The organism is Microbacterium terricola (genome assembly GCF_027943945.1).
In the GTDB taxonomy this organism is placed as follows: Bacteria; Actinomycetota; Actinomycetes; order Actinomycetales; family Microbacteriaceae; genus Microbacterium; species Microbacterium terricola.
On sequence record NZ_AP027141.1, the window covers coordinates 2,121,396 to 2,140,468 of the forward strand.

Annotated in this window: 21 protein-coding genes and 1 tRNA gene; 9 read left to right on the forward strand and 13 right to left on the reverse strand. The window is 71.1% G+C overall.

Annotated elements, in window-relative coordinates:
- Nucleotides 1–50 precede the first annotated feature (50 nt).
- Nucleotides 51–122, forward strand: a tRNA-Thr gene (locus Microterr_RS09980).
- Between the two features lie 10 nt (nt 123–132).
- On the opposite strand, the gene Microterr_RS09985 is transcribed toward Microterr_RS09980, so the two are convergent.
- Nucleotides 133–1,056, reverse strand: coding sequence for a DsbA family protein (locus Microterr_RS09985; RefSeq protein ID WP_263798098.1), 924 nt, complete (start codon nt 1,054–1,056; stop codon nt 133–135).
- 226 nt (nt 1,057–1,282) lie between these two features.
- Here Microterr_RS09985 and Microterr_RS09990 point away from each other — a divergent pair, with 226 nt between their 5' ends.
- On the forward strand, nt 1,283–2,386 hold the full coding sequence (locus tag Microterr_RS09990) for an ABC transporter ATP-binding protein (RefSeq protein WP_263798097.1): 1,104 nt from the start codon (nt 1,283–1,285) through the stop codon (nt 2,384–2,386).
- A gap of 70 nt (nt 2,387–2,456) precedes the next feature.
- Nucleotides 2,457–3,776 carry a DUF4032 domain-containing protein gene (locus Microterr_RS09995; protein ID WP_263798096.1) on the forward strand — a complete coding sequence of 440 codons (1,320 nt, stop codon included), beginning with the start codon at nt 2,457–2,459 and terminating at the stop codon, nt 3,774–3,776.
- On the opposite strand, the gene Microterr_RS10000 is transcribed toward Microterr_RS09995, so the two are convergent.
- Genes Microterr_RS10000 through cysS form a run of 3 tightly spaced genes read right to left on the reverse strand, consistent with a single transcriptional unit; the run spans nt 3,773 to nt 6,827 of the window.
- Nucleotides 3,773–4,414 (reverse strand): NAD(P)-dependent oxidoreductase, encoded by a 642-nt coding sequence (locus Microterr_RS10000; protein ID WP_263798095.1) that lies wholly within the window; start codon nt 4,412–4,414, stop codon nt 3,773–3,775. The two genes, Microterr_RS09995 and Microterr_RS10000, sit on opposite strands and share 4 nt — an antisense overlap.
- Before the next feature lies 1 nt (nt 4,415).
- The gene (gene rlmB, locus Microterr_RS10005) at nt 4,416–5,411 is read right to left on the reverse strand and encodes a 23S rRNA (guanosine(2251)-2'-O)-methyltransferase RlmB (protein ID WP_263798094.1); all 996 of its coding nucleotides are present in this window, start codon (nt 5,409–5,411) and stop codon (nt 4,416–4,418) included.
- Between the two features lie 3 nt (nt 5,412–5,414).
- Nucleotides 5,415–6,827, reverse strand: coding sequence for a cysteine--tRNA ligase (gene cysS / locus Microterr_RS10010; protein WP_263798093.1), 1,413 nt, complete (start codon nt 6,825–6,827; stop codon nt 5,415–5,417).
- Between the two features lie 42 nt (nt 6,828–6,869).
- Here cysS and Microterr_RS10015 point away from each other — a divergent pair, with 42 nt between their 5' ends.
- Nucleotides 6,870–7,799, forward strand: a complete 930-nt coding sequence (locus Microterr_RS10015) for a DMT family transporter (protein WP_263798092.1) — start codon at nt 6,870–6,872, stop codon at nt 7,797–7,799.
- 40 nt (nt 7,800–7,839) lie between these two features.
- On the forward strand, nt 7,840–8,307 hold the full coding sequence (locus Microterr_RS10020; RefSeq protein WP_263798091.1) for a GNAT family N-acetyltransferase: 468 nt from the start codon (nt 7,840–7,842) through the stop codon (nt 8,305–8,307).
- A gap of 3 nt (nt 8,308–8,310) precedes the next feature.
- On the opposite strand, the gene ispD is transcribed toward Microterr_RS10020, so the two are convergent.
- Together ispD and Microterr_RS10030 are read right to left on the reverse strand one after the other, a co-directional pair.
- Nucleotides 8,311–9,486, reverse strand: a complete 1,176-nt coding sequence (gene ispD, locus Microterr_RS10025) for a 2-C-methyl-D-erythritol 4-phosphate cytidylyltransferase (protein ID WP_263798090.1) — start codon at nt 9,484–9,486, stop codon at nt 8,311–8,313.
- Nucleotides 9,487–9,519: 33 nt separating this feature from the next.
- Nucleotides 9,520–10,002: a CarD family transcriptional regulator gene (locus tag Microterr_RS10030; protein ID WP_263798088.1), complete on the reverse strand. Its 483-nt coding sequence runs from the start codon at nt 10,000–10,002 to the stop codon at nt 9,520–9,522.
- A gap of 142 nt (nt 10,003–10,144) precedes the next feature.
- Between Microterr_RS10030 and Microterr_RS10035 the strand changes: the two genes are divergently transcribed.
- On the forward strand, nt 10,145–10,612 hold the full coding sequence (locus Microterr_RS10035; protein WP_263798087.1) for a DNA modification methylase: 468 nt from the start codon (nt 10,145–10,147) through the stop codon (nt 10,610–10,612).
- 3 nt (nt 10,613–10,615) lie between these two features.
- Here the strand turns inward: Microterr_RS10035 and Microterr_RS10040 are convergent, their stop codons facing one another.
- Both Microterr_RS10040 and Microterr_RS10045 read right to left on the reverse strand, forming a co-directional pair.
- Complete coding sequence (locus tag Microterr_RS10040; protein ID WP_263798086.1) at nt 10,616–11,299, reverse strand: response regulator transcription factor; 684 nt, start codon at nt 11,297–11,299, stop codon at nt 10,616–10,618.
- The gene (locus Microterr_RS10045; RefSeq protein ID WP_263798085.1) at nt 11,296–12,516 is read right to left on the reverse strand and encodes a sensor histidine kinase; all 1,221 of its coding nucleotides are present in this window, start codon (nt 12,514–12,516) and stop codon (nt 11,296–11,298) included. The genes Microterr_RS10040 and Microterr_RS10045 overlap by 4 nt, the downstream gene beginning before the upstream one ends.
- A 164-nt stretch (nt 12,517–12,680) precedes the next feature.
- On the opposite strand from Microterr_RS10045, the gene phoU reads away from it, so the two are divergent.
- On the forward strand, nt 12,681–13,361 hold the full coding sequence (gene phoU, locus Microterr_RS10050; protein ID WP_263798084.1) for a phosphate signaling complex protein PhoU: 681 nt from the start codon (nt 12,681–12,683) through the stop codon (nt 13,359–13,361).
- Between the two features lie 76 nt (nt 13,362–13,437).
- Here the strand turns inward: phoU and Microterr_RS10055 are convergent, their stop codons facing one another.
- Nucleotides 13,438–14,190, reverse strand: coding sequence for a phosphoglyceromutase (locus tag Microterr_RS10055; protein WP_263798083.1), 753 nt, complete (start codon nt 14,188–14,190; stop codon nt 13,438–13,440).
- A gap of 31 nt (nt 14,191–14,221) precedes the next feature.
- Between Microterr_RS10055 and Microterr_RS10060 the strand changes: the two genes are divergently transcribed.
- Nucleotides 14,222–15,043, forward strand: coding sequence for a class I SAM-dependent methyltransferase (locus tag Microterr_RS10060; protein WP_263798081.1), 822 nt, complete (start codon nt 14,222–14,224; stop codon nt 15,041–15,043).
- A gap of 9 nt (nt 15,044–15,052) precedes the next feature.
- Here Microterr_RS10060 and Microterr_RS10065 read toward each other — a convergent pair whose 3' ends face one another.
- The 4 genes from Microterr_RS10065 to Microterr_RS10080 form a co-directional block, all read right to left on the reverse strand.
- A complete protein-coding gene (locus Microterr_RS10065; protein ID WP_263798080.1) occupies nt 15,053–16,156 on the reverse strand; it encodes an FUSC family protein in 1,104 nt (367 codons plus the stop codon).
- A 7-nt stretch (nt 16,157–16,163) separates the two neighbouring features.
- Complete coding sequence (ygfZ, locus tag Microterr_RS10070) at nt 16,164–17,273, reverse strand: CAF17-like 4Fe-4S cluster assembly/insertion protein YgfZ (protein WP_263798079.1); 1,110 nt, start codon at nt 17,271–17,273, stop codon at nt 16,164–16,166.
- Nucleotides 17,273–17,881 carry a nitrobindin family protein gene (locus tag Microterr_RS10075; RefSeq protein ID WP_263798078.1) on the reverse strand — a complete coding sequence of 203 codons (609 nt, stop codon included), beginning with the start codon at nt 17,879–17,881 and terminating at the stop codon, nt 17,273–17,275. Before Microterr_RS10075 ends, ygfZ begins: the two co-directional genes overlap by 1 nt.
- A 133-nt stretch (nt 17,882–18,014) precedes the next feature.
- Nucleotides 18,015–18,305, reverse strand: coding sequence for a hypothetical protein (locus Microterr_RS10080; protein ID WP_263798077.1), 291 nt, complete (start codon nt 18,303–18,305; stop codon nt 18,015–18,017).
- 68 nt (nt 18,306–18,373) lie between these two features.
- Here Microterr_RS10080 and Microterr_RS10085 point away from each other — a divergent pair, with 68 nt between their 5' ends.
- The gene (locus tag Microterr_RS10085; RefSeq protein ID WP_263798076.1) at nt 18,374–19,072 is read left to right on the forward strand and encodes a response regulator transcription factor; all 699 of its coding nucleotides are present in this window, start codon (nt 18,374–18,376) and stop codon (nt 19,070–19,072) included.
- The last annotated feature ends 1 nt before the right edge of the window (nt 19,073 follow it).

Consider the following 19,073-nt stretch of genomic DNA (forward strand, 5'->3'; position numbering starts at 1 on the left):
ATCATGCAGGGCCGACTAGACTCGATGCCGCCGTGCCCCGAGCGCGGCATGCCGCCTTGGCGCAGTGGTAGCGCAGCGCTCTTGTAAAGCGAAGGTCGTCGGTTCGAATCCGACAGGCGGCACAGGACCCGGTCAGTCGGAGGGCGTCGGCGTCGGGCTCGGCGTCTGGTAGTACGCGTCGCTCGCGCTGGTCATGACGAACTGCGAGAACTCCTGCGCGTCGTCGAGGGCGCCGATGTAGGGAATGCCGTTGACAAGCACGGTCGGCGTGCCGGTGAGCACGAGCCCGTCGGTGTCCGGCAGGTCCTCGAGGGCGCGCTCCGTCGCCTCCTTGGCCCAGCTGAGGTACTTCTCGTCCTCGATGCATGCGCGCACCGGCTTGGGGTTGCTCACGCCCGACGCCTGCGCCATGTCGGCCAGCTCGGTGTCGCTGTACCCGCCGCTGTCAACCGCGGGCTGCTGCGTCAGCAGCGTGTGGTTGTAGGCGGCGAACCGCTCGGGCGCGTAGCCGGCCACGCAGGCCGCCGCGCTCGCGGCGCGCAGCGAGTACTTCGTGCCGTTGGACTTGGCGGTGAGCATCGCGACCGGGTAGTAGGTGAGCGAGACGGTGTCGGTGCCGACCCACTGGGCCAGCTGCTGCACGTTGGCCTGCTGGAACATGCCAGAGCCCTCGGACAGGTAGTCCACGTACACGCGGATGTCGACGACGGCCTGGTCGCTCGCCGCGGGGGTGGACGACTTCCCCGTGTCCTCGCTCGCCTTCGGCGTGGCCGAGACGTCCATCGCACCCGAACCCGCCGGGATGCCGTCGAACGAGGTCACCACGAAGCCGTCGTCGGCCGCGTTCGCCGGGACGAGGTTGGGCTTGACCGCGGAGGACACCACCGAGGTGATGATCACCGTGGTCGCGACGATGGCGGCGACCACGACGGCGCCGATCGTGCCGCGACGCAGCATCCGCATGCGCGACTGCTGGGTCTGCACCTGCAGCGCCTTCTCACGCACCGCCTCTCGGCGGTCGCTCGAGGACGACTGGGAACTCTCGTCGCTGGACATGGAACCTCTCGGGGAATCGGGCACGGGAACCCGGGGCGCAACGGACACGCGGCCGAAACGATGCTAACGAGACAGGCTGGGAAAAGCCCAGACACAGCATGCACGGCCCCTGCACAGGGGCGCATGCCATACTGGCATCACGTCCCATCAGGGGCGCGCGGGAAAGCCCCCGCACATTCCTCACAACGGATCGTCCGGCACGTACCTGCCGGTGAAGGAGAAGAAAATGGCGTCCGTCACGTTCGACAACGCAACCCGCCTGTACCCCGGGGGCACTCGCCCCGCCGTGGACAAGCTCAACCTCGAGGTCGCCGATGGCGAATTCCTCGTCCTGGTCGGTCCGTCCGGCTGTGGAAAGTCCACCTCGCTGCGCATGCTGGCCGGCCTCGAAGAGGTCAACTCGGGCCGCATCCTGATCGGCGATCGCGACGTCACCGACGTCCCGCCCAAGGACCGCGACATCGCGATGGTGTTCCAGAACTACGCGCTCTACCCGCACATGACCGTCGCGGAGAACATGGGCTTCGCCCTGAAGATCGCGGGCGTCGGCAAGGAGGAGCGTGCACAGCGCGTCCTCGAGGCCGCGAAGCTCCTCGACCTCGAGGAGTACCTCACCCGCAAGCCGAAGGCCCTCTCGGGTGGCCAGCGTCAGCGCGTCGCCATGGGCCGCGCGATCGTCCGCCAGCCGCAGGTGTTCCTCATGGACGAGCCGCTGTCGAACCTCGACGCCAAGCTGCGCGTGCAGACCCGCACCCAGATCGCGTCGCTGCAGCGTCGCCTGGGTGTCACCACGGTCTACGTCACGCACGACCAGACCGAGGCGCTCACGATGGGCGACCGCATCGCGGTGCTCAAGGACGGCCTCCTCCAGCAGGTGGGCACGCCGCGCGACCTGTACGAGAAGCCGAACAACGTGTTCGTGGCCGGCTTCATCGGCTCGCCCGCGATGAACCTGTTCCCGGCTGACCTGGCCGAGGGCGGCGTGCGCTTCGGCTCGTCGGTCGTCGGCGTCGAGGCGGACACGCTCGCCCGGGCGCACGGCTCCCAGGTCACCATCGGCGTGCGTCCCGAGGACATCGTCGTCAACCCGTCGGACGGCCAGGGCCTCCCGGTGGATGTCGACCTCGTCGAGGAGCTCGGCGCGGACGGCTACCTCTACGGCCACACCGAGATCAACGGCAAGCGCACCGACATCGTCGCGCGCGTCGACGGCCGCCGTCACCCGAACGCGGGCGACAAGGTCGTCCTGGCCGCCGTCCCCGGACACGTGCACGTGTTCGACGTCGAGTCGGGCGAGCGCCTGACCGACAAGGCGATCGCCTCGGCCTGACCGGATCAACCACCGCGGCGCGGGCGCGTCACCGACCGCCCGCGCCGCGGTGTTTCGTCGAGAGGCGCGCATGGCCCCCCAGTCGCTGAGCATCACCGCCCGCACCGTCGATCCGGGCCTGCTCGCCCTGCCGTGGTCGACGCCCCTGGCGGACTGGCCGTCCAGCACGATCGTCTACCTTCCCAAGGGTCTCTCCCGCCACCTCGTCCGGTTCGCGAACCTCTCCGGCGGCGTCGTCGCCGTCAAGGAGACGACCGAGGAGATGGCCCGCCGCGAGTACGACATGCTCGGCCATCTCACGCGCCTGAACTCGCCCTGCGTCGAGCGCGCGGCCGTCATCGCCGGTCGGACGGATGCTGCGGGCAAGCCGCTGCCGGCAGCTCTCGTCACGACGCACCTGCGCTTCTCGCTTCCCTATCGCGCCCTCTTCACCCAGGTGCTGCGGCCGGACACGGCGGGCCGGCTGGTGGATGCGCTCGCGGTGCTGCTCGTCCGCCTGCACAACGTGGGGTTCTTCTGGGGCGACGTGTCACTGTCGAACACGCTCTTCCGCCGCGACGCGGGCGCATTCGCCGCATACCTCGTCGACGCCGAGACCGGCGAGCTGCACGAGAGCGGCCTGACCCCGGGTCAGCGGGCGCACGACCTCGACGTCGCCCGCACCAACATCGCCGGCGAGATCATGGATCTCGAAGCCGGCGGCCGCCTCGAGGGCGGGGTGGATGCGATCGCCATCGCCGACGGCATCGTCTCGTCGTACCACTCGCTGTGGGCCGCGCTCACGGCCGCGGAGACGTTCGCCGTCGACGAGTCGTGGCGCATCACCGAGCGGGTGCGTCGCCTCAACGACCTGGGCTTCGACATCGGCGAGATGTCGATGGAGGCCACCGACGACGGCACCACGGTGTCGATCGAGCCGAAGGTCGTCGACGCCGGTCACCACCAGCGGCGTCTGCTGCGCCTGACCGGGCTCGACGTCGAGGAGAACCAGGCCAGGCGCCTGCTGAACGACCTCGACGAGTTCCGCGCGCGCATCTCGCGCCTCGGCGACGAGGAGGAGATGGCCGCGCACGAGTGGCTCACACGGGTGTTCGAACCCGTCGTGAAGGCCGTCCCCTTCGACATGCGGGCGAAGCTCGAGCCGGCGGAGGTGTTCCACCAGCTGCTGGAGCACCGCTGGTATCTCTCGCAGGCGAAGGGAAAGTCGGTGCCGCTCGCCGAGGCCCTCAGCAGCTACATCGACAACGTGCTGAGGCACCGCCGCGACGAGGCGACGGTGATGGGCCCGACCACCGAGACCATGTCACTGCCCGTGATCACACGCAGCGGCAGGGCCGTCGTCGCCGATGAGGACGACGAGCCCGACGTCGACTGGCGCGACCTGGTCTAGTAGCCGACGGTGAAGTTCTCGCGGCGGTGCTGCGGGCTCTCGATCTCGTCCACGACGGCGACGCCCAGGTCGGGGCCGGAGATGTTCGACACCCCGTCCGCGTCGCGCACGACCACCTGTCCCCCGTCGCGGTAGGCGCCGGTGCGCTCACCCGGGTTCCAGGCGCCGAAGGTCTCGGCCGGGTGCACGAGGAACCAGTCGACCGACGCGGGCGTGGCGCGCAGCCCCTCGAGCGAATCGAGGCCGGTCTGCGCTTCGAACAGGTACTCCTCCGGGAAGTCGAGCTCCATGAGGCGCGGACCCTCCGGTGCCGACAGCGAGCTGCCTGCGCCGCCGATGACGCCGAGGCGGATGCCGGTGCCTGCGAGGTTCTCGGCGAGCTCGAGCACGCCGGGGACGGCCGCATCGGCCATGTCGCCGCGCGGCGCGATCGCGGTCACGATCGCGTCGACGCCCTGCAGCTCGTGCAGGAGGCCTGGGACGTCGAGAATCGTCCCCTCGATGTGGGTGGCGCCCTCGATGCGCTCGGCCGGGATCTTGCGGGAGACGGCGACGACGTCGTGTCCGCGGCGGACGGCCTCGACGACGATGTGGCGGCCGGCGTAGCCGGTTCCGCCGATGACGGCGATGCGGGTCATGCTAGGCGTCCTTTCCCGCGCGCAGCGACGCGACCTGGTACAGCGCGACGGATGCGGCGATGCCGGCGTTCAGCGACTCGGTCGATGCCGAGATCGGAATGGAGACGATCTGGTCGCAGTTCTCGGTGACGAGGCGCGACAGGCCTTTGCCCTCGGAGCCGACGACGATCACGACGGGCCGGTCGGCGAGCTCGAGCGCGGGCAGCGACACATCGCCGCCGCCGTCGAGGCCGAGGACGAACACGCCCTGCTTCTTGAACTCCTTGAGCATCGCGGTCAGGTTCGCCGCGATGGCCACGGGCACGCGGGCGGCCGCTCCCGCACTGGTCTTCCAGGCGGCGGAGTTCACGCTCGCGGAGCGGCGCTGGGGCAGGATCACCGCGTGCCCGCCGAAGGCGGCGGTGGAGCGGATGATCGCGCCGAGGTTGCGCGGGTCGGTGATGCCGTCGAGGGCCACGAACAGCGGCACCTGGCCGCGGTCGATGACCTGCTCGAGCAGGTCCTGCGGGTGCGCGTACTCGTACGGCGGCACCTTGAGGGCGACGCCCTGATGTACGCCGTCGAAGCCGGCCATGCGGTCGAGCTCCGGACGGGTCACCTCGAGGACGGGTATGCCGCGGTGGGTCGCGATCGACAGCATCTCCTTGACGCGGTCGTCCATCTCCACGCGCTGCGCGATGTAGAACGCGCTGGCGGGGATCTTCGCCCGCAGCGCCTCGAGCACCGAGTTGCGGCCGGTGACCGTCTCGGTGTCGTCTTCCTTCTTCGCCGCACGGGGCCGCGACTGCGACTGGCCGGCCGGCTTCCCCCGCCCGCCCGCCGCGGCGTAGCGCTCGGCCGCGGCCTTGCGCTTGCCCGCGGGGTGCCAGGCGCGGTCCTCCGCCTTGGGCGTCGGCCCGCGCCCTTCGAGGGAGCGCTTGTTCTTGCCGCCCGTGCCCTTCGTGGGGCCCTTCTTGTTGCCCTTGCTGGCGCCCGGGCGCCCCGGCTTTCCGGCCATGATCTACTCCTTCGTGCCGGGGCGATCCCCGGCGAGGTTCCAGTGGGTGCCGTCGGCGGTGTCCTCGAGGGCGATGCCCGCGGCGGCGACGGCGTCGCGGATGCGATCCGCGGCAGCCCAGTCCTTGGTGGCGCGCGCCTCGGCGCGCTGGGTGATGAGGCTCTGCACGAGAGCGTCGAGCGCGGAGGCCTCGGCCGAGGCATCCGTCGACGCCCATTCAGCGGCGAGCGGGTTGATGCCGAGCACGTCGGTCATCACAGCCACTTCCCCGGCGATCTCGCGCGCCGAGCCGACGTCGCCGCTGTCCAGCGCGGTGTTGCCGTCGCGCACCCGGGCGTGGATCACGGCAAGGGCCTGCGGCACCCCGAGGTCGTCATCCAGCGCCGCGGAGAAATCGTCGTTGCCGTACGAGAGCCACCCGAATTCGCCGGCGCGCGTCACCCGGTCGAGGAACGTGCGGATCCGGTCGATCGCCGCCTCGGCCTCGGTGAACGTCGACGCGGTGATGTCGAGACTCGAGCGATAGTGCGCGGCTGCGAGCGCATAGCGCACGACCAGCGGGTCGTGCTCGCGCAGCACATCCTCCGCCAGGACGAAGTTGAACAGCGACTTCGACATCTTCTGGCCGTTGACCGTGACGAGTCCGTTGTGCACCCAGTACCGCGCGAACGCGTCGCCGGCCGCGGTCGACTGCGCGAGCTCGTTCTCGTGGTGCGGGAATCGCAGGTCGAGTCCGCCCCCGTGGATGTCGAACTCCGGTCCGAGGTACCGGCGCGACATCGCCGAGCACTCGATGTGCCAGCCCGGTCGCCCGGCACCCCACGGCGAGTCCCATGTCGCCGATGCGGGCTCGTCGCTCTTCCCGCCCTTCCAGAGCGCGAAGTCCTGCGGGCTCCGCTTGCCGCGAGGATCAGCATCCTCCGCAGCCTCCATCGCATCGGGCGACTGATTGGTCAGCGCGCCGTACGCGGGCCACGAGCGCACGTCGAAGTACACGTCGCCGGCCGACGCGTAGGCGTGCCCCGCGTCGATCAGCCGCTGGATGATCTCGTGCATCTGCGGGATGGATGCGGTCGCCCGCGGCTCGTACGTCGGCGGGAGGATGCCGATCGCGCTGTACGCGCGCGTGAACTCGAGCTCCATCCGGTAGGCCAGCGCCCACCACGGCTCGCCGTCGGTCGCGTTGGCCAGCACCTTGTCGTCGATGTCGGTGACGTTGCGCACGAACGTGACCCGGCCGTGCCGGTGGGTGAGCCAGCGGCGCAGGATGTCGAAGCTCAGCGCACCGCGCAGGTGCCCGATGTGGGGCCCCGACTGCACCGTCGGACCGCACACGTAGATCGTGACGTTCTCCGGATCGAGGGGCACGAAGTCGCGCAGCGCCTGCGCCTTGGTGTCATAGAGCCGTACCGTCACCTCCCCAGCCTACCGGCCGGGTTTGCGGTACAAATGGGAACGATGCTCCACGTCCTCGCTGTCCTCGCCGCCGCGATGCTCTTCGGCACCACCGGCACCTCGCAGGCCCTCGGCCCCGACGGGACCACCCCGCTGTCGATCGGGGTCATACGCATGGTCATCGGCGGCACCGGTCTCGCGCTCCTCGCGTTCACGCTCGCGGCACGGCACGCCCGCCGCACCGCGCCGACCGACCGGCCCCGGCTCGACGCGCGGACGCTGGCGCTGATGGCGGTCACGGGGCTGTGCCTGGCGCTTTACCAGCCGCTCTTCTTCCTGGGCACCGCACGAAACGGCGTCGCCGTGGGCACGGTGATCGCGCTCGGCTCGGCGCCCATCCTCGCCGGGCTGCTCGAGTGGGCCCTCACTCGCCGTCTGCCGAGCCCGACCTGGATGGGCGCGACCGCCCTCGCGACCGCCGGGGTCGTGCTGCTCGGCTTCGGGGGCGAAGCCGGTGCCACGACGGGCACCGATCCGGTCGGGCTGCTGGGGTCGGTCGGCGCCGGCGCCACGTTCGCGGTCATCGCGAACGTGCAGCGGCGACTGCTCGACGAAGGATGGGATCCGTTCACCGTGGTGGGTGCCATGGGCGCGAGTTCGGCGGCGCTGGCGGCGCTCGTGCTCCCGTTCGTCGACGTCACCTGGCTCGCGACGTCCACGGGTCTCACCATGGCGCTGTGGCTGGGCCTGGCCACCATCTCGATCGCGTACGTGCTGTTCACGTGGGGCCTGAGCGGACTCACGGCCGCGACCGCCGCGACCCTCACCCTCGGTGAGCCGCTGACGGCGAGCATCCTGGGCATCGTGGTGCTCGGGGAACGGCTGAGCGTGCTCGCGATCGTCGGGCTCATCGTGTTGGGCGCCGGCCTGGTGCTCCTCGCGTGGGGCTCGCGCACCACCCGCGACCCCGCGCCGTTCGCCGTGGAGGCCTGAAACCGCTCCGAAACACCGCGGTGGCACACTGGAGCACGCCATGAGCACCACCCTCGAGATCCGCGTCGACGACCTCTCCGGCGACGCCACCCGCCGACTGATCGCGTTCCACCTCGACGGGATGCACGCCACCTCTCCGGCCGACAGCGTCCACGCGCTCGATGTCGACGCGCTGCGTGACCCGTCGATCACGTTCTGGTCGGCCTGGATCGACGGCCAGGTCGCCGGGATCGGCGCGCTCAAGATGCTCGACACGCGCCGTGGCGAGCTCAAGTCGATGCGGGTCGACGACCGGTTCCGCGGCAGCGGGGTGGGGCGCAGCATCCTGCGGCACATCGTCGCCGACGCCCGGGCGCGCGGGCTCGCGAGCCTCTGGCTGGAGACCGGCGCGACCGAGGAGTTCGTCCCTGCGCGCACGCTCTACGCGCGGGAGGGCTTCGTGGAGTGCGGGCCGTTCGACGGCTACGTGCCCGACCGGCACTCCGTGTTCATGACCCTGACGCTCTGACGCTCACCCCGGGACGATCAGGGCGACCGCGAAGGCGGAGACGCCCTCGCCCGAACCGGTGAACCCCAGGCCGTCGGTCGTCGTCGCGGCGACCGAGACCGGCGCTCCCCCGAGCGCGGCCGACAGCGCCGCCTCGGCCTCCGCTCGCCGCGGCGCGAACTTCGGACGGTTCGACTGCACCTGCACCGAGACGTTGCCCACCCGCCAGCCGGCCTCAGCGAGCAGGGCGAGGGTGCGGGTCAGGAAGGCGTCCGCATGCGCGCCCGCGTACTCGGGGTGGTCGGTGCCGAAGTGGGTGCCGATGTCGCCGAGGCCGGCCGCGGAGAGCAGCGCGTCGACGATCGCGTGGGCGACGGCATCGCCGTCGGAGTGCCCGGACAGCGGCGCCTCACCGGGCCATTCGATCCCCGCGAGCCAGAGGGTGCCTTCGCCGCCGAACGCGTGCACGTCTGTGCCCACGCCGACGCGCGGCAGCGGCACCGTGGTCCGCGGTGTCAGCACGGCTCGCGCCCGCTCGAGGTCGGCAGGGGTGGTGATCTTGAACGCGAGCGGGTCGCCGGCCACCGTGAAGACCTGATGCCCCGCAGCGGCGACCAGCGCGGCGTCGTCGGTGTAGTCGCGGTCCGCGACCCGATAGGCCGTGTCGAGGATGTCGCGACGGAAGCCCTGCGGCGTCTGCGCGGCCGCGAGGACGTCGCGATCGACGGCTGCGGCGACGGCGTCGCCGTCGACCTGCTTGATGGTGTCGACGACGGGCAGCACCGGCAGCACCGCCCCGCGGCCGTTGGCGACGGCATCCGCCACGCGCGCGAACACCGCCGCAGGGGTGAGCGCGCGCGCGGCGTCGTGCACGAGCACGACCTCGACGTCTCCCCAGAGGGCAGCGAGCCCGGCCGCGACGGACGCCTGGCGGCTGTCTCCACCGGTCACGACGGTGACGAGGTCGCGGCGGTCGCCGGCGGCCTCGAGGGCGTCGGTGCGCGCGTCGCCCTCGCGTCCGCGCGGCACGACGATCACGACCTGCGCGGTCGGGCCGTCGAACACGCCCCGGAGGGCATGGCGAAGCATGGTGTGGCCGTCGAGGCCGACGAACGCCTTGGGGGCATCGGCACCGAGACGCGAGCCGGAGCCCGCAGCGACCACGATGACGCCGACACGCGGAACGGGGGTGATGCTCACCCCACCGAGACTACGCGCTCGACGGTGGCCGGCTCAGGAGGCGAGGACCTCGTCGAGGATGACCGAAGCCTTCTCCTCATCGGTCTTCTCGGCGAGCGCCAGCTCGGAGACCAGGATCTGCTTGGCCTTCGCCAGCATCCGCTTCTCTCCGGCCGACAGTCCGCGGTCCTGATCGCGGCGCCACAGGTCGCGGACGACCTCGCTCACCTTGATCACGTCACCGGACGCCAGCTTCTCGAGGTTCGCCTTGTACCGGCGCGACCAGTTGGTCGGCTCCTCGGTGAACGGCGCGCGGAGCACCTCGAACACCTTGTCGAGGCCTTCCTTGCCGATGACATCACGGACGCCGACCAAGTCGACGTTCTCAGCGGGGACCTCGATGATCAGATCGCCCTGCGTGACGTTGAGCTTCAGGTACTTCTTGGTCTCGCCCTTGATGACCCGGTCCTTGACCTCAATGATCGTCGCGGCCCCGTGGTGCGGGTAAACGACCGTCTCGCCAACCTCAAAAAGCATGCAGTTATGTCCTTTCGGCAACCTTAATGATACCACAGGCGACATACGCTAGAGTTCCGCCGCTGGGAGTCGAGGCACGTCGATGCCGGGAACAGCGTGGTCATAGAATGACTGAGTGCCGTCATCCGTCCTGGGAGGATCCGTGAATTCGCGCTTCATCGCGTCGCTCGCCCTGAGTGCCGCCGTCCTCGCCGGGACCACCGGCTGCAGCTTCATGTCGACGCAGGCGACCACCATCCCCTACTCGGCGTCCGATGGCGTCAATGTTCCGAACAGCTCGGGGCCCGTGCAGGTGCGCAACGCCCTCATCGTCACCGACGAGACCGGCGCGCAGGGCAACTTCGTCGCGGCCCTCGTCAACGACACCGATCAGGCGCAGACCGTCACCCTCGACTCCGAGGACCCGTCGATCACCGAGACGATCCTGGTGCCCGCGCGCACGACCCTCTCCCTCGGCGGGGAGGACGAGCCGCTGCTCCTCGAGGGCATCGACACCCCCGCAGGCAGCGACATCACGATGCTGGTGCAGTCCGGCGACGGCGAGGGCGCACTCGTGAGCGTGCCCGTGCTGGACGGCACGCTGCCGCAGTACTCCGCGCTCGCGCCCTGACGCTCAGCCTTCGAAGCGGTATCCGAGCCCGCGCACGGTCTTCAGCAGCTCGGGCTCGCCCGGGTTCTGCTCGATGCGCGAGCGGATGCGCTTGATGTGCACGTCCAGCGTCTTCGTGTCGCCGAAGTAGTCGCTCCCCCACACCCGGTCGATCAGCTGACCGCGGGTCATCACGCGTCCGGCGTTGCGCATCAGGAACTCGAGCAGCTCGAACTCCTTCAGCGGCATGCTGATCTCCGCCCCGTTGACGGCGACGGTGTGCCGGTCGACGTCGAGGAGCACCCGGCCGCTGTCGAGCACCCGCTCGTCGAGGTCGTCGCCCACCTGCACCTGACGGCGCAGGACCGCCCGCATGCGCGCGAGCAGCTCGCGGGCGGAGTACGGCTTGGTGACGTAGTCGTCGGCGCCGAGCTCCAGCCCGACGACGATGTCGACCTCGGAGTCCTTCGCGGTGAGCATGATGATCGGAACACCGGAGGTGCTGCGGATCTGGCGGCAGACCTCCGTGCCGGACATGCCGGGCAGCATCAGGTCGAGCAGCACGATGTCGGCGCCGCGTTCGCGGAAGGACGTCAGCGCGCTCGGGCCGTCCTCGGCGATGTCGACGTCGTAGCCCTCCCGCCGCAGCAGATAGGCCAGCGGGTCGGCGAGGTCGGGCTCGTCCTCGACGATCAGTACGCGGGTCATGCGGGTTCTCCGTTCATGCGCACCGCGGGGGCGCGCTTCTTCTTCTTCTTCTTGGGCTTGCGCTCCTTGCGCCCACCGGGCGTGAGCTCTTCCGGCGGTCCGCTGATGGGCAGCCGGATCGTGAAGGTGGATCCCTGCCCCGGCTGCGACCAGACGCGCACATCGCCGCCGTGCCTCTGCACGGCGTGCTTGACGATCGAGAGCCCGAGCCCGGTGCCGCCGGTGCGGCGCGAACGGGCCTGATCGGTGCGGTAGAACCGCTCGAACACGCGCTCCTGGTCGGCCTCGGGGATGCCGATGCCACGGTCGGTGACGGCGATCTCCACCGCCCCCTCGACCTCCTTCACGCCGACGCCGACGCTCGCGCCCTTCGGCGAGTAGACGATGGCGTTGGCGACCAGGTTGCCGACGGCCTCGCTGAGCACCTGGGGGTCGCCCTGCACGTGGAGGCCCCGCTGCCCTCCTCGCACCACATCGACTCCGGCGGCATCGGCCTGGATGGCGTGCGCCTCCAGCGCCGAGACGACGACCTCGTCGACCGCGACGGTCCGCTGGGAGATCAGCTGGTCGGCCGACTGCAGCCGCGACAGGTCCATGATGCGGGAGCTCAGCAGACCGAGCCTCGCCGCCTCGGCGCTCAGCCGCGCCGTGAAGATGCGCACCTGATCCGGGTCGTCCGCGGCGGACTCGATCGCCTCGGCCAGCAGACTGACCGCGCCCACGGGCGTCTTCAGCTCGTGGCTGGTGTTGGCGACGAAGTCGCGGCGCATCTGCTCGACCCGCTCGTGCTCGGTGATGTCGCGCAGGACGAGCAGCGAGAGGCGCGGCGTGATGCGCGTGGCGCGCACCGACACGAGGCGCGGCTCCGCCGTGCGGCCCGCGCGTCGCAGCCGGAGGGTGACCGTCGCGGTGGTGCCGGCATCCCGCACCTGGCGGGCGAGCGTGCGCAGCGCCGGCTCGACGATCGCTTCACCCTCGCGGATGCCGAAGACACGAGCGGCATCGGATGCGGCGACCGCCGTCGAGGACGAGTCGACGACCGCGGCCGGGTCGTCCAGACCGTGCAGCACATCGAGGACGCCTTCGGGAATGGCGACCGAGGTGACGGTCCGCGCCCGGTCGCGCGTGCGCAGCGCGGCCACGATGATCGCCGTCACGGAGCCGCCGATCGCCACGCCCAGAAGCAGGGCGAGCAGCGCCAGCTGCACCGTATCCATGGCTCCAGCGTAGAGGGCAGGTGAACGGACGATCCGCCGGAAGCCGTCGCTGCGGGGGCACGGCGGATACTATTCACTCGCGCAGCACCGTTCGTTAACCTTCGCTGGCGACAATCGCCGCAGACGCGGATGCGGGTGCGTGCGCGGATCAGAGAGGTGCGGCAATGCGCGAAGTCTTCCATCAGTCCCTTGAGGACGTCCAGGCGCGGCTGGTCGAGATCTCCGAATTGGTCGCCGAGGCGATCGACAAGGCGACCCGTGCGTTCGGGACCAGCGACGTGGCGCTGGCCGAAGAGGTGATCGAAGCCGACGACATCATCGACGAGAAGGCCATCGCCCTCGACGAGCTCGCGATCGAGATCCTGGCCAGGCAGCAGCCGGTCGCCCGCGACCTGCGCATCGTCGTCAGCGCCCTGCGTGTGAGCGCGTCGCTGGAGCGCATGGGCGACATCGCCGAGCACATCGCGCAGCTGACGCGCATGCGGTTCCCGGAGCGCGCGATCCCGCGCGGCCTCAAGTCGACGTTCACCAAGATGGGCGAGCTCGACGTCGAGGTGGCACGGCAGCTCACCGAGCTGCTGCGCACAGAGGACCACTCGCTGATCGACCTCATCCGCAACGCCGACGACGAGCTCGACGAGCTGCACGCCAGCGTGTTCGAGAAGGTCCTCAGCGACTCGTGGAAGGGCGAGGCGGCCGCGACGGTCGACGCCACCCTCGCCAGCCGCTACCACGAGCGCTTCGCCGACCACGCGGTATCGGTCGCCAAGAAGGTGCTCTACCTGTCGACCGGCGACTGGACGACGGTCGACAGCGCGGTCGCCGGGCAGCCGGGCGGCGCCTGAGCGCCACCGCGCCCCTACACGCAGAAGAGCGGATGCCCTCCGAAGGGGCATCCGCTCTTCTGCGTCGTGTCGTGTTCTAGTGCTTCGCGCCCTGGTTCGCCACGGCGGCCGCGCCGGCGGCCGCAGCGGCGGGGTCGAGGTACTCGCCCGCGCCGATCGGCTTCAGGTCCTCGTCGAGGCGGTAGACCAGCGGGATCCCGGTCGGGATGTTGAGCTCGGCGATGTCCGCGTCACTGATGCCGTCGAGGTGCTTGACCAGCGCGCGCAGCGAGTTGCCGTGCGCGGTGACGAGCACCGTCTTGCCGGCGCGGAGGTCGGGGACGATCTCGCTCTCCCAGTAGGGCAGCAGCCGGTCGATGACGAGCTTCAGCGACTCGGTGCGCGGCACCTCGCCGTCGATGCCGGCGTAGCGCGGGTCGTCGATCTGGCTGTACTGGTCGTCGTCGGCGAGCTCGGGCGGCGGCACGTCGAACGAGCGGCGCCAGAGCATGAACTGGTCGTTGCCGAACTCCTCGAGCGTCTGCGCCTTGTCCTTGCCCTGCAGGGCGCCGTAGTGGCGCTCGTTGAGGCGCCAGGAGCGCTTCACCGGGATCCACAGGCGATCGGCCGCATCCAGCGCGATGTTCGCGGTCTGGATCGCGCGGCTGAGCACCGAGGTGTAGAGGATGTCGGGGTGCAGACCCGACTCCTTCAGCAGCTCGCCGCCGCGCTGAGCCTCGCTCTTGCCGAGCTCCGTCAGGCGCACATCGACCCAGCCCGTGAACTGGTTGGACTGGTTCCACTCGCTCTGCCCGTGGCGGAGGAGGATCAGCGTGTAAGGCGCAGTCATGGCCCCATGATAGCCGTGGGATCATGGGGCCATGGCCCGTGGATCCGCACCTGTCGGACAGGTCACCCGCGGGACGACGGGCACCAATCGCCTGCGCCGCGTCGACCGGTGGATCGCCCGGCATCCGGCGCTGCTGCGCAGCGCTGACCCGTTCGTGATCGACCTCGGATACGGCGCCAGCGGGGTCACCGCGCTCGAGCTGCACGCGCGCCTGGCTCGCGCGCGGCCGGACGTGGAGGTGCTCGGCCTGGAGATCGCGCCGGAGCGGGTCGCCCGGGCACGGGCGCAGCTGGGCGAGGTGCGGGCAGGGCGCTCGACATTTGCCCCGGACGCCCTGGTGTCGTTCGCCGCGGGCGGGTTCGAAGTCCCGACCGGCGAGCGCCGCCCGGCCGTCATCAGGGCCTTCAATGTGCTGCGCCAGTACGACGAGGCGCAGGTGCGCGGCGCGTGGGATCAGATGGCCGGCCGACTCGCCCCTGATGGCCTGCTCGTCGAGGGCACCTGTGACGAGCTCGGCCGCATCATGACGTGGGTGGCCGTCGGCGCGGATGCCGCACCCCGCACGTTCAGCGTCTCGCTGCGGCTCGCGGGACTGGAACGCCCCTCGGTCGCGGCGGAGCGGCTGCCCAAGGCGCTCATCCACCGCAATGTGAGCGGCGAGCGTGTGCATGACTTCCTCGCGGCGCTCGACCTGGAGTGGGAGCGCGCGGCCGCGCTGTCGACCTTCGGCCCTGCGCAGCGCTGGGTCGGCGCGCTCTCGTCGCTCACTGCGGCCGGGTGGCCGCTGCAGGCACGGTCACGCTGGCGGCTCGGCGAGGTGACGGTGCCCTGGGCGGCGGTCGCACCCGCCTGAGCGGCCCGATCAGATCCGCGGGATCGTCGCGTGCGCCTCGTCGGAGCTCATGCCCGTCGCCATGAGCAGATCGACCGCGAGCGGCCGCATCGCGACGATGAGGTTGTGCTCACCGAGGCCGGCGCCCGGCAGCAGCCGAGGCGGATCCAGGCGCACCGCGACGGCGCGCAGCGACTCCCGCGCCGCGGGCTCCAGCGAGATGTCCTCCAGGGAGGCGGCGATCAGCTGCATCCCCCTCGCAAGATCGGTGAGGATGCTCGCAGCGACCGGCCGCGGCTGCCCGTCGCTGGAGAGGTACACCACGCGGCGCGCCACGACCCGGAGGTTGCGGGTGGCGAGATCCACCGACTGGCAGATGCGCTGATGACGGGCCAGCTCGTCGCGCTGGCGGCGCAGGAACGGCGAGATCCGCGCGATCGCCGCGCCCGACTCCAGCGAGGTGCGCCAGGCGTCCACGACCGATCCCACGGCTCGCGCCTTCTCCAGCCCCCGCTCGGCACGGAGCCGCTCGCCCCGGCTCAGCGCGTACGCGAGGGTGGCGATGACGCCGTCGGCCGCCGTGAACAGCCGCCGGGCGTCACGGACCTCCACGCGCACCGTGCTCCGCGGCACGAGCGCGGTGACCAGCAGCGCAGCCACCCCGCCCACGATGCCGTCGACCAGCCGCAGGAACGGGGCCCCGAGCGAGACCATCACGATGAGCGACTGGATGGCGGCGGCGATCGCGAAGCTCGCTTGGGGCGAGAGGAACCGCGCCACCGTGAGCGTCAGCGCCAGCGCGAGCCCCAGCTGCCACCAGCCGGAGCCCGCGACGATCAGGAGCAGCTCGGCCACGAGGATGCCCACCAGCATCCCGAGCACCGTCTCGAGCACCCGCCGCGGGCGCGCGTCGCGCACGAGGCCGAGACTGGAGATCGTCACGGTCGCCGCGAGCAGCGGCGCCGGATGGCCCAGCACCATGTTCGCGAACACGTACGCCCCGGTCGCCGCGACCACGATCTGCACGATCGCAGCCGCCGAGTCCCGGAGCCGTGCGAGGCCGGGGCGGGGATCGAGGCGGCGGCGCCAGCCGGTCGGGACCTGGACGGTCAGCGGCGGCGGCGCGTCGGTCATCCGGCGCTCACTGGGCCGCGGCGCGGCGCGACAGACGGGTGATGCGCGGCACCTGAGCCGTCGCTCCCGCCTCGGGCGGGACGATGACCTCCTGGGCCGCGGCGATGTCGCCGTCGTCGGTCGCGACGACCAGTGCGGCGTCGATCGGCGTCGACCGGCGGACGATCGCGAGGGCGATCGGACCCTCCTCGTAGTGCAGCGCGGTCGAGGTGACCGCACCTACGACGTCGTCACCCACGCGCACCTCAGCGCCGCGCACCGGCAGCACGCTGTCGCTGCCGTCGAGGTGCAGCGCGATCAGGCGGCGCGGCGGGTGGCCGAGGTTGTGCACCTTGGCGACGGTCTCCTGGCCGCGGTAGCAGCCCTTCTGCAGGTGCACCGCGGTGCGCAGCCAGTCGGTCTCGTGCGGCAGGGCACGCTCATCGACCTCGGCCGCCCAGCGCGGCCGCCAGGCGGCGACGCGCAGCGCATCGGCCGCCGCGGCGCCCGCCAGGGCGATCCGGCCGGCGGTCGCCTCGTCGGCGATGCGGTCGAGCTCCTCCGGCGCGACGAGCGCCTCGCTCCACTCGCGGTCGGCGCCGGGGTGCGGCGCGATCGCGGCATAGGCGTGCCCACCGGCGCTCACCGCCGGCCAGGGGTCGCGCCAGACCAGCGGCACCCCGGCGGGTGCGGCCGCATGCACCGCCGCGAGGGCCGCGGCGGTTCCGCCGACGACGGCCAACTCGGCACTCGCGTCGCGCGGGTCGACGCGCAGCCGGAACCGCATCCTGCGCAGCCAGCCCAGCAGGGCCTCCGCGTCGGCGCGGTCGACGATCAGCCACGCGGTCTCCCCGTCGTCGACGATCGCGGCCGCATGCTCGATACGCCCGTTAGGGTCGAGGACCAGCAGCTCGCTGCCCTCACCGGGCGCGAGGGCCGTCACCGCCTGCGACGTGAGCGAGTCGAGCCAGCTCAGCCTGTCCTCGCCGGGGACTGCGAGCACCGCCCGGTCGCCGAGTGGCGCGATCGCCGTGCCGCGGGCCAGGGCGCGCTGCTCCGCGAGGGGTGCGCCGAGGTGCTGCAGCACGCCGCCCTCGTCGACGACGGCGCCGGGCACGCGCGCGAACGGGCTCGTCATCAGTCCACCCGCGCGAGGCGCGCGGACGCGTGCGAGGCGAGTTCGCTGCCGAGGGCGGCGATGTCCCACGCCCACAGCAGATGTCCGTCGACGAGACCGTACATGCGGGTGGCCGCCGTATAGGGCTTCGCCGCCGCCGTGCGCACGACCGCGTCGGTCGCGATGTCGATGCGCGGTCCCTTGATCTGGCCGAGGTACAGCTCGGTGACGCCGTCGGAGTGCACGAGCGAGACCTCGATGTCGAAGCCGCCGGCCGCGTTGCGCAGCGCCTCGACGTCGTCGGCGGTGCGCGGCGCCGACGCTGCGGAGCGAGCGGGCAGCAGCCCGGGACCGGCATCACTGTCGTCCGCGACCCGGGAGAGCCGCCAGAACCCGATCTCCGAGACGAGGGGGACGTCGCTGTGACCGTCGGCATCCAGCATCCATGCCGTCGCCGAGTAGTTCAGGTACGCGCCGCCGTCATGGCTGAAGCTGACCCGGTGGGCGAACTCGCCGGCGTAGCGGTGCTCCGCGGTCTCGTAGTCGATGACGCCGGAGCCCTCCCAGACGCCGACGAGCCACGACAGCGGCGCGAGGTCGGCGGGGAGATCGGTCGGAAGATCGAGCACGGGGCGCCCGTCAGCGCTGGCCGCGGTAGAGGTTCTTGATCACCACGCCCGAGACGAACGCGATCGCCAGCGACGCCAGTGCCAGCAGGCCCACGAAGAAGAGTTCGAGCGCGACGAGATCCATAGGCCCACTCTATCCCGGAACCAGTGCGGCCAGCCCGAACGCGACGCTGATCACACCGAGCGCGAGAAGAGCGCCCAGGATGCTGAGCGCGACCCGCCGGATGAACCCCTGCGACCGCCCGGCGGACAGCTGCACGGCGAACGCCAGGACCAGGCTGAACCCGAGGCCCAGCGTGAGCCACGCGGCGCGGTCGTCCTCCGGCACGAACAGCCCGATCGCGACCCCGATCACCGCCGCGGCCACCCACACCGCGACCACTCCGCCGAACGTGCGGCGGGGAGCGAGTTCAGGGACGGCCACGAGCCCATTGTGTCACGCCCTAAACTGTCAGCACACGGTGCGTGTTCGCGCGCCGAGAGGACGGCGAGTTGGCACAGCTTCTGGTCTTGAGCTCCGCACCCGGAGGTGGGCCTGCCCTGCCCGCGCTCGAACTGCTGAGCCACCGCGTCCGGCAGATCCCGGCCGAGCCGGCACAGCTCGTGAACGCCCCCAGTGCCGACGTCATCTTCGTCGATGCGCGGGTCGATCTCGTGGGCGCGAAGTCGCTGTGCAAGATCCTCAACACCACCGGGCTCGACGCTCCGCTGCTGCTCATCGTCACCGAGGGCGGTCTGACCGCGGTGTCGACCGACTGGGGCGTCGACGACGTGGTCCTGGTGACGGCGGGCCCCGCCGAGGTCGACGCGCGGGTGCGGCTCGCCATCGGCCGGCAGACCGCTGATCAGGTGTCCACCCGCATCCAGACCTCCGGCATCACCATCGACGAGTCCTCGTACTCGGCGAAGGTGCACGGCAAGCCGCTCGACCTCACCTACAAGGAGTTCCAGCTCCTGCACTTCTTCGCCACGCATCCGTCGCGCGTGTTCACGCGCGAGCAGCTGCTCAGCGAGGTGTGGGGCTACGACTACTTCGGCGGCACCCGCACGGTCGACGTGCACGTGCGCCGTCTGCGGGCGAAGCTCGGCGACCTCGAGCAGCTGATCGGAACCGTCCGCAACGTCGGCTACCGCTTCAACGTGTACGAGGACGACCAGGTGCCCGCTCCGCGCGAGCGCACCGTCTCCTGAC

Coding starts and splice junctions, on each gene's coding strand:
- Microterr_RS10040 (WP_263798086.1), bottom strand. CDS start 11,299: ATGACCCGCGTACTGATCGTCGAGGACGAGCCCGACCTCGCCGACCCG.
- Microterr_RS10020 (WP_263798091.1), top strand. CDS start 7,840: ATGAGCACCACCCTCGAGATCCGCGTCGACGACCTCTCCGGCGACGCC.
- Microterr_RS10055 (WP_263798083.1), bottom strand. CDS start 14,190: ATGACTGCGCCTTACACGCTGATCCTCCTCCGCCACGGGCAGAGCGAG.
- Microterr_RS10065 (WP_263798080.1), bottom strand. CDS start 16,156: ATGACCGACGCGCCGCCGCCGCTGACCGTCCAGGTCCCGACCGGCTGG.
- Microterr_RS09990 (WP_263798097.1), top strand. CDS start 1,283: ATGGCGTCCGTCACGTTCGACAACGCAACCCGCCTGTACCCCGGGGGC.
- Microterr_RS10000 (WP_263798095.1), bottom strand. CDS start 4,414: ATGACCCGCATCGCCGTCATCGGCGGAACCGGCTACGCCGGCCGCCAC.
- rlmB (WP_263798094.1), bottom strand. CDS start 5,411: ATGGCCGGAAAGCCGGGGCGCCCGGGCGCCAGCAAGGGCAACAAGAAG.
- Microterr_RS09985 (WP_263798098.1), bottom strand. CDS start 1,056: ATGTCCAGCGACGAGAGTTCCCAGTCGTCCTCGAGCGACCGCCGAGAG.
- Microterr_RS09995 (WP_263798096.1), top strand. CDS start 2,457: ATGGCCCCCCAGTCGCTGAGCATCACCGCCCGCACCGTCGATCCGGGC.
- Microterr_RS10060 (WP_263798081.1), top strand. CDS start 14,222: ATGGCCCGTGGATCCGCACCTGTCGGACAGGTCACCCGCGGGACGACG.
- Microterr_RS10030 (WP_263798088.1), bottom strand. CDS start 10,002: ATGCTTTTTGAGGTTGGCGAGACGGTCGTTTACCCGCACCACGGGGCC.
- Microterr_RS10045 (WP_263798085.1), bottom strand. CDS start 12,516: ATGGATACGGTGCAGCTGGCGCTGCTCGCCCTGCTTCTGGGCGTGGCG.
- phoU (WP_263798084.1), top strand. CDS start 12,681: ATGCGCGAAGTCTTCCATCAGTCCCTTGAGGACGTCCAGGCGCGGCTG.
- Microterr_RS10015 (WP_263798092.1), top strand. CDS start 6,870: ATGCTCCACGTCCTCGCTGTCCTCGCCGCCGCGATGCTCTTCGGCACC.
- ygfZ (WP_263798079.1), bottom strand. CDS start 17,273: ATGACGAGCCCGTTCGCGCGCGTGCCCGGCGCCGTCGTCGACGAGGGC.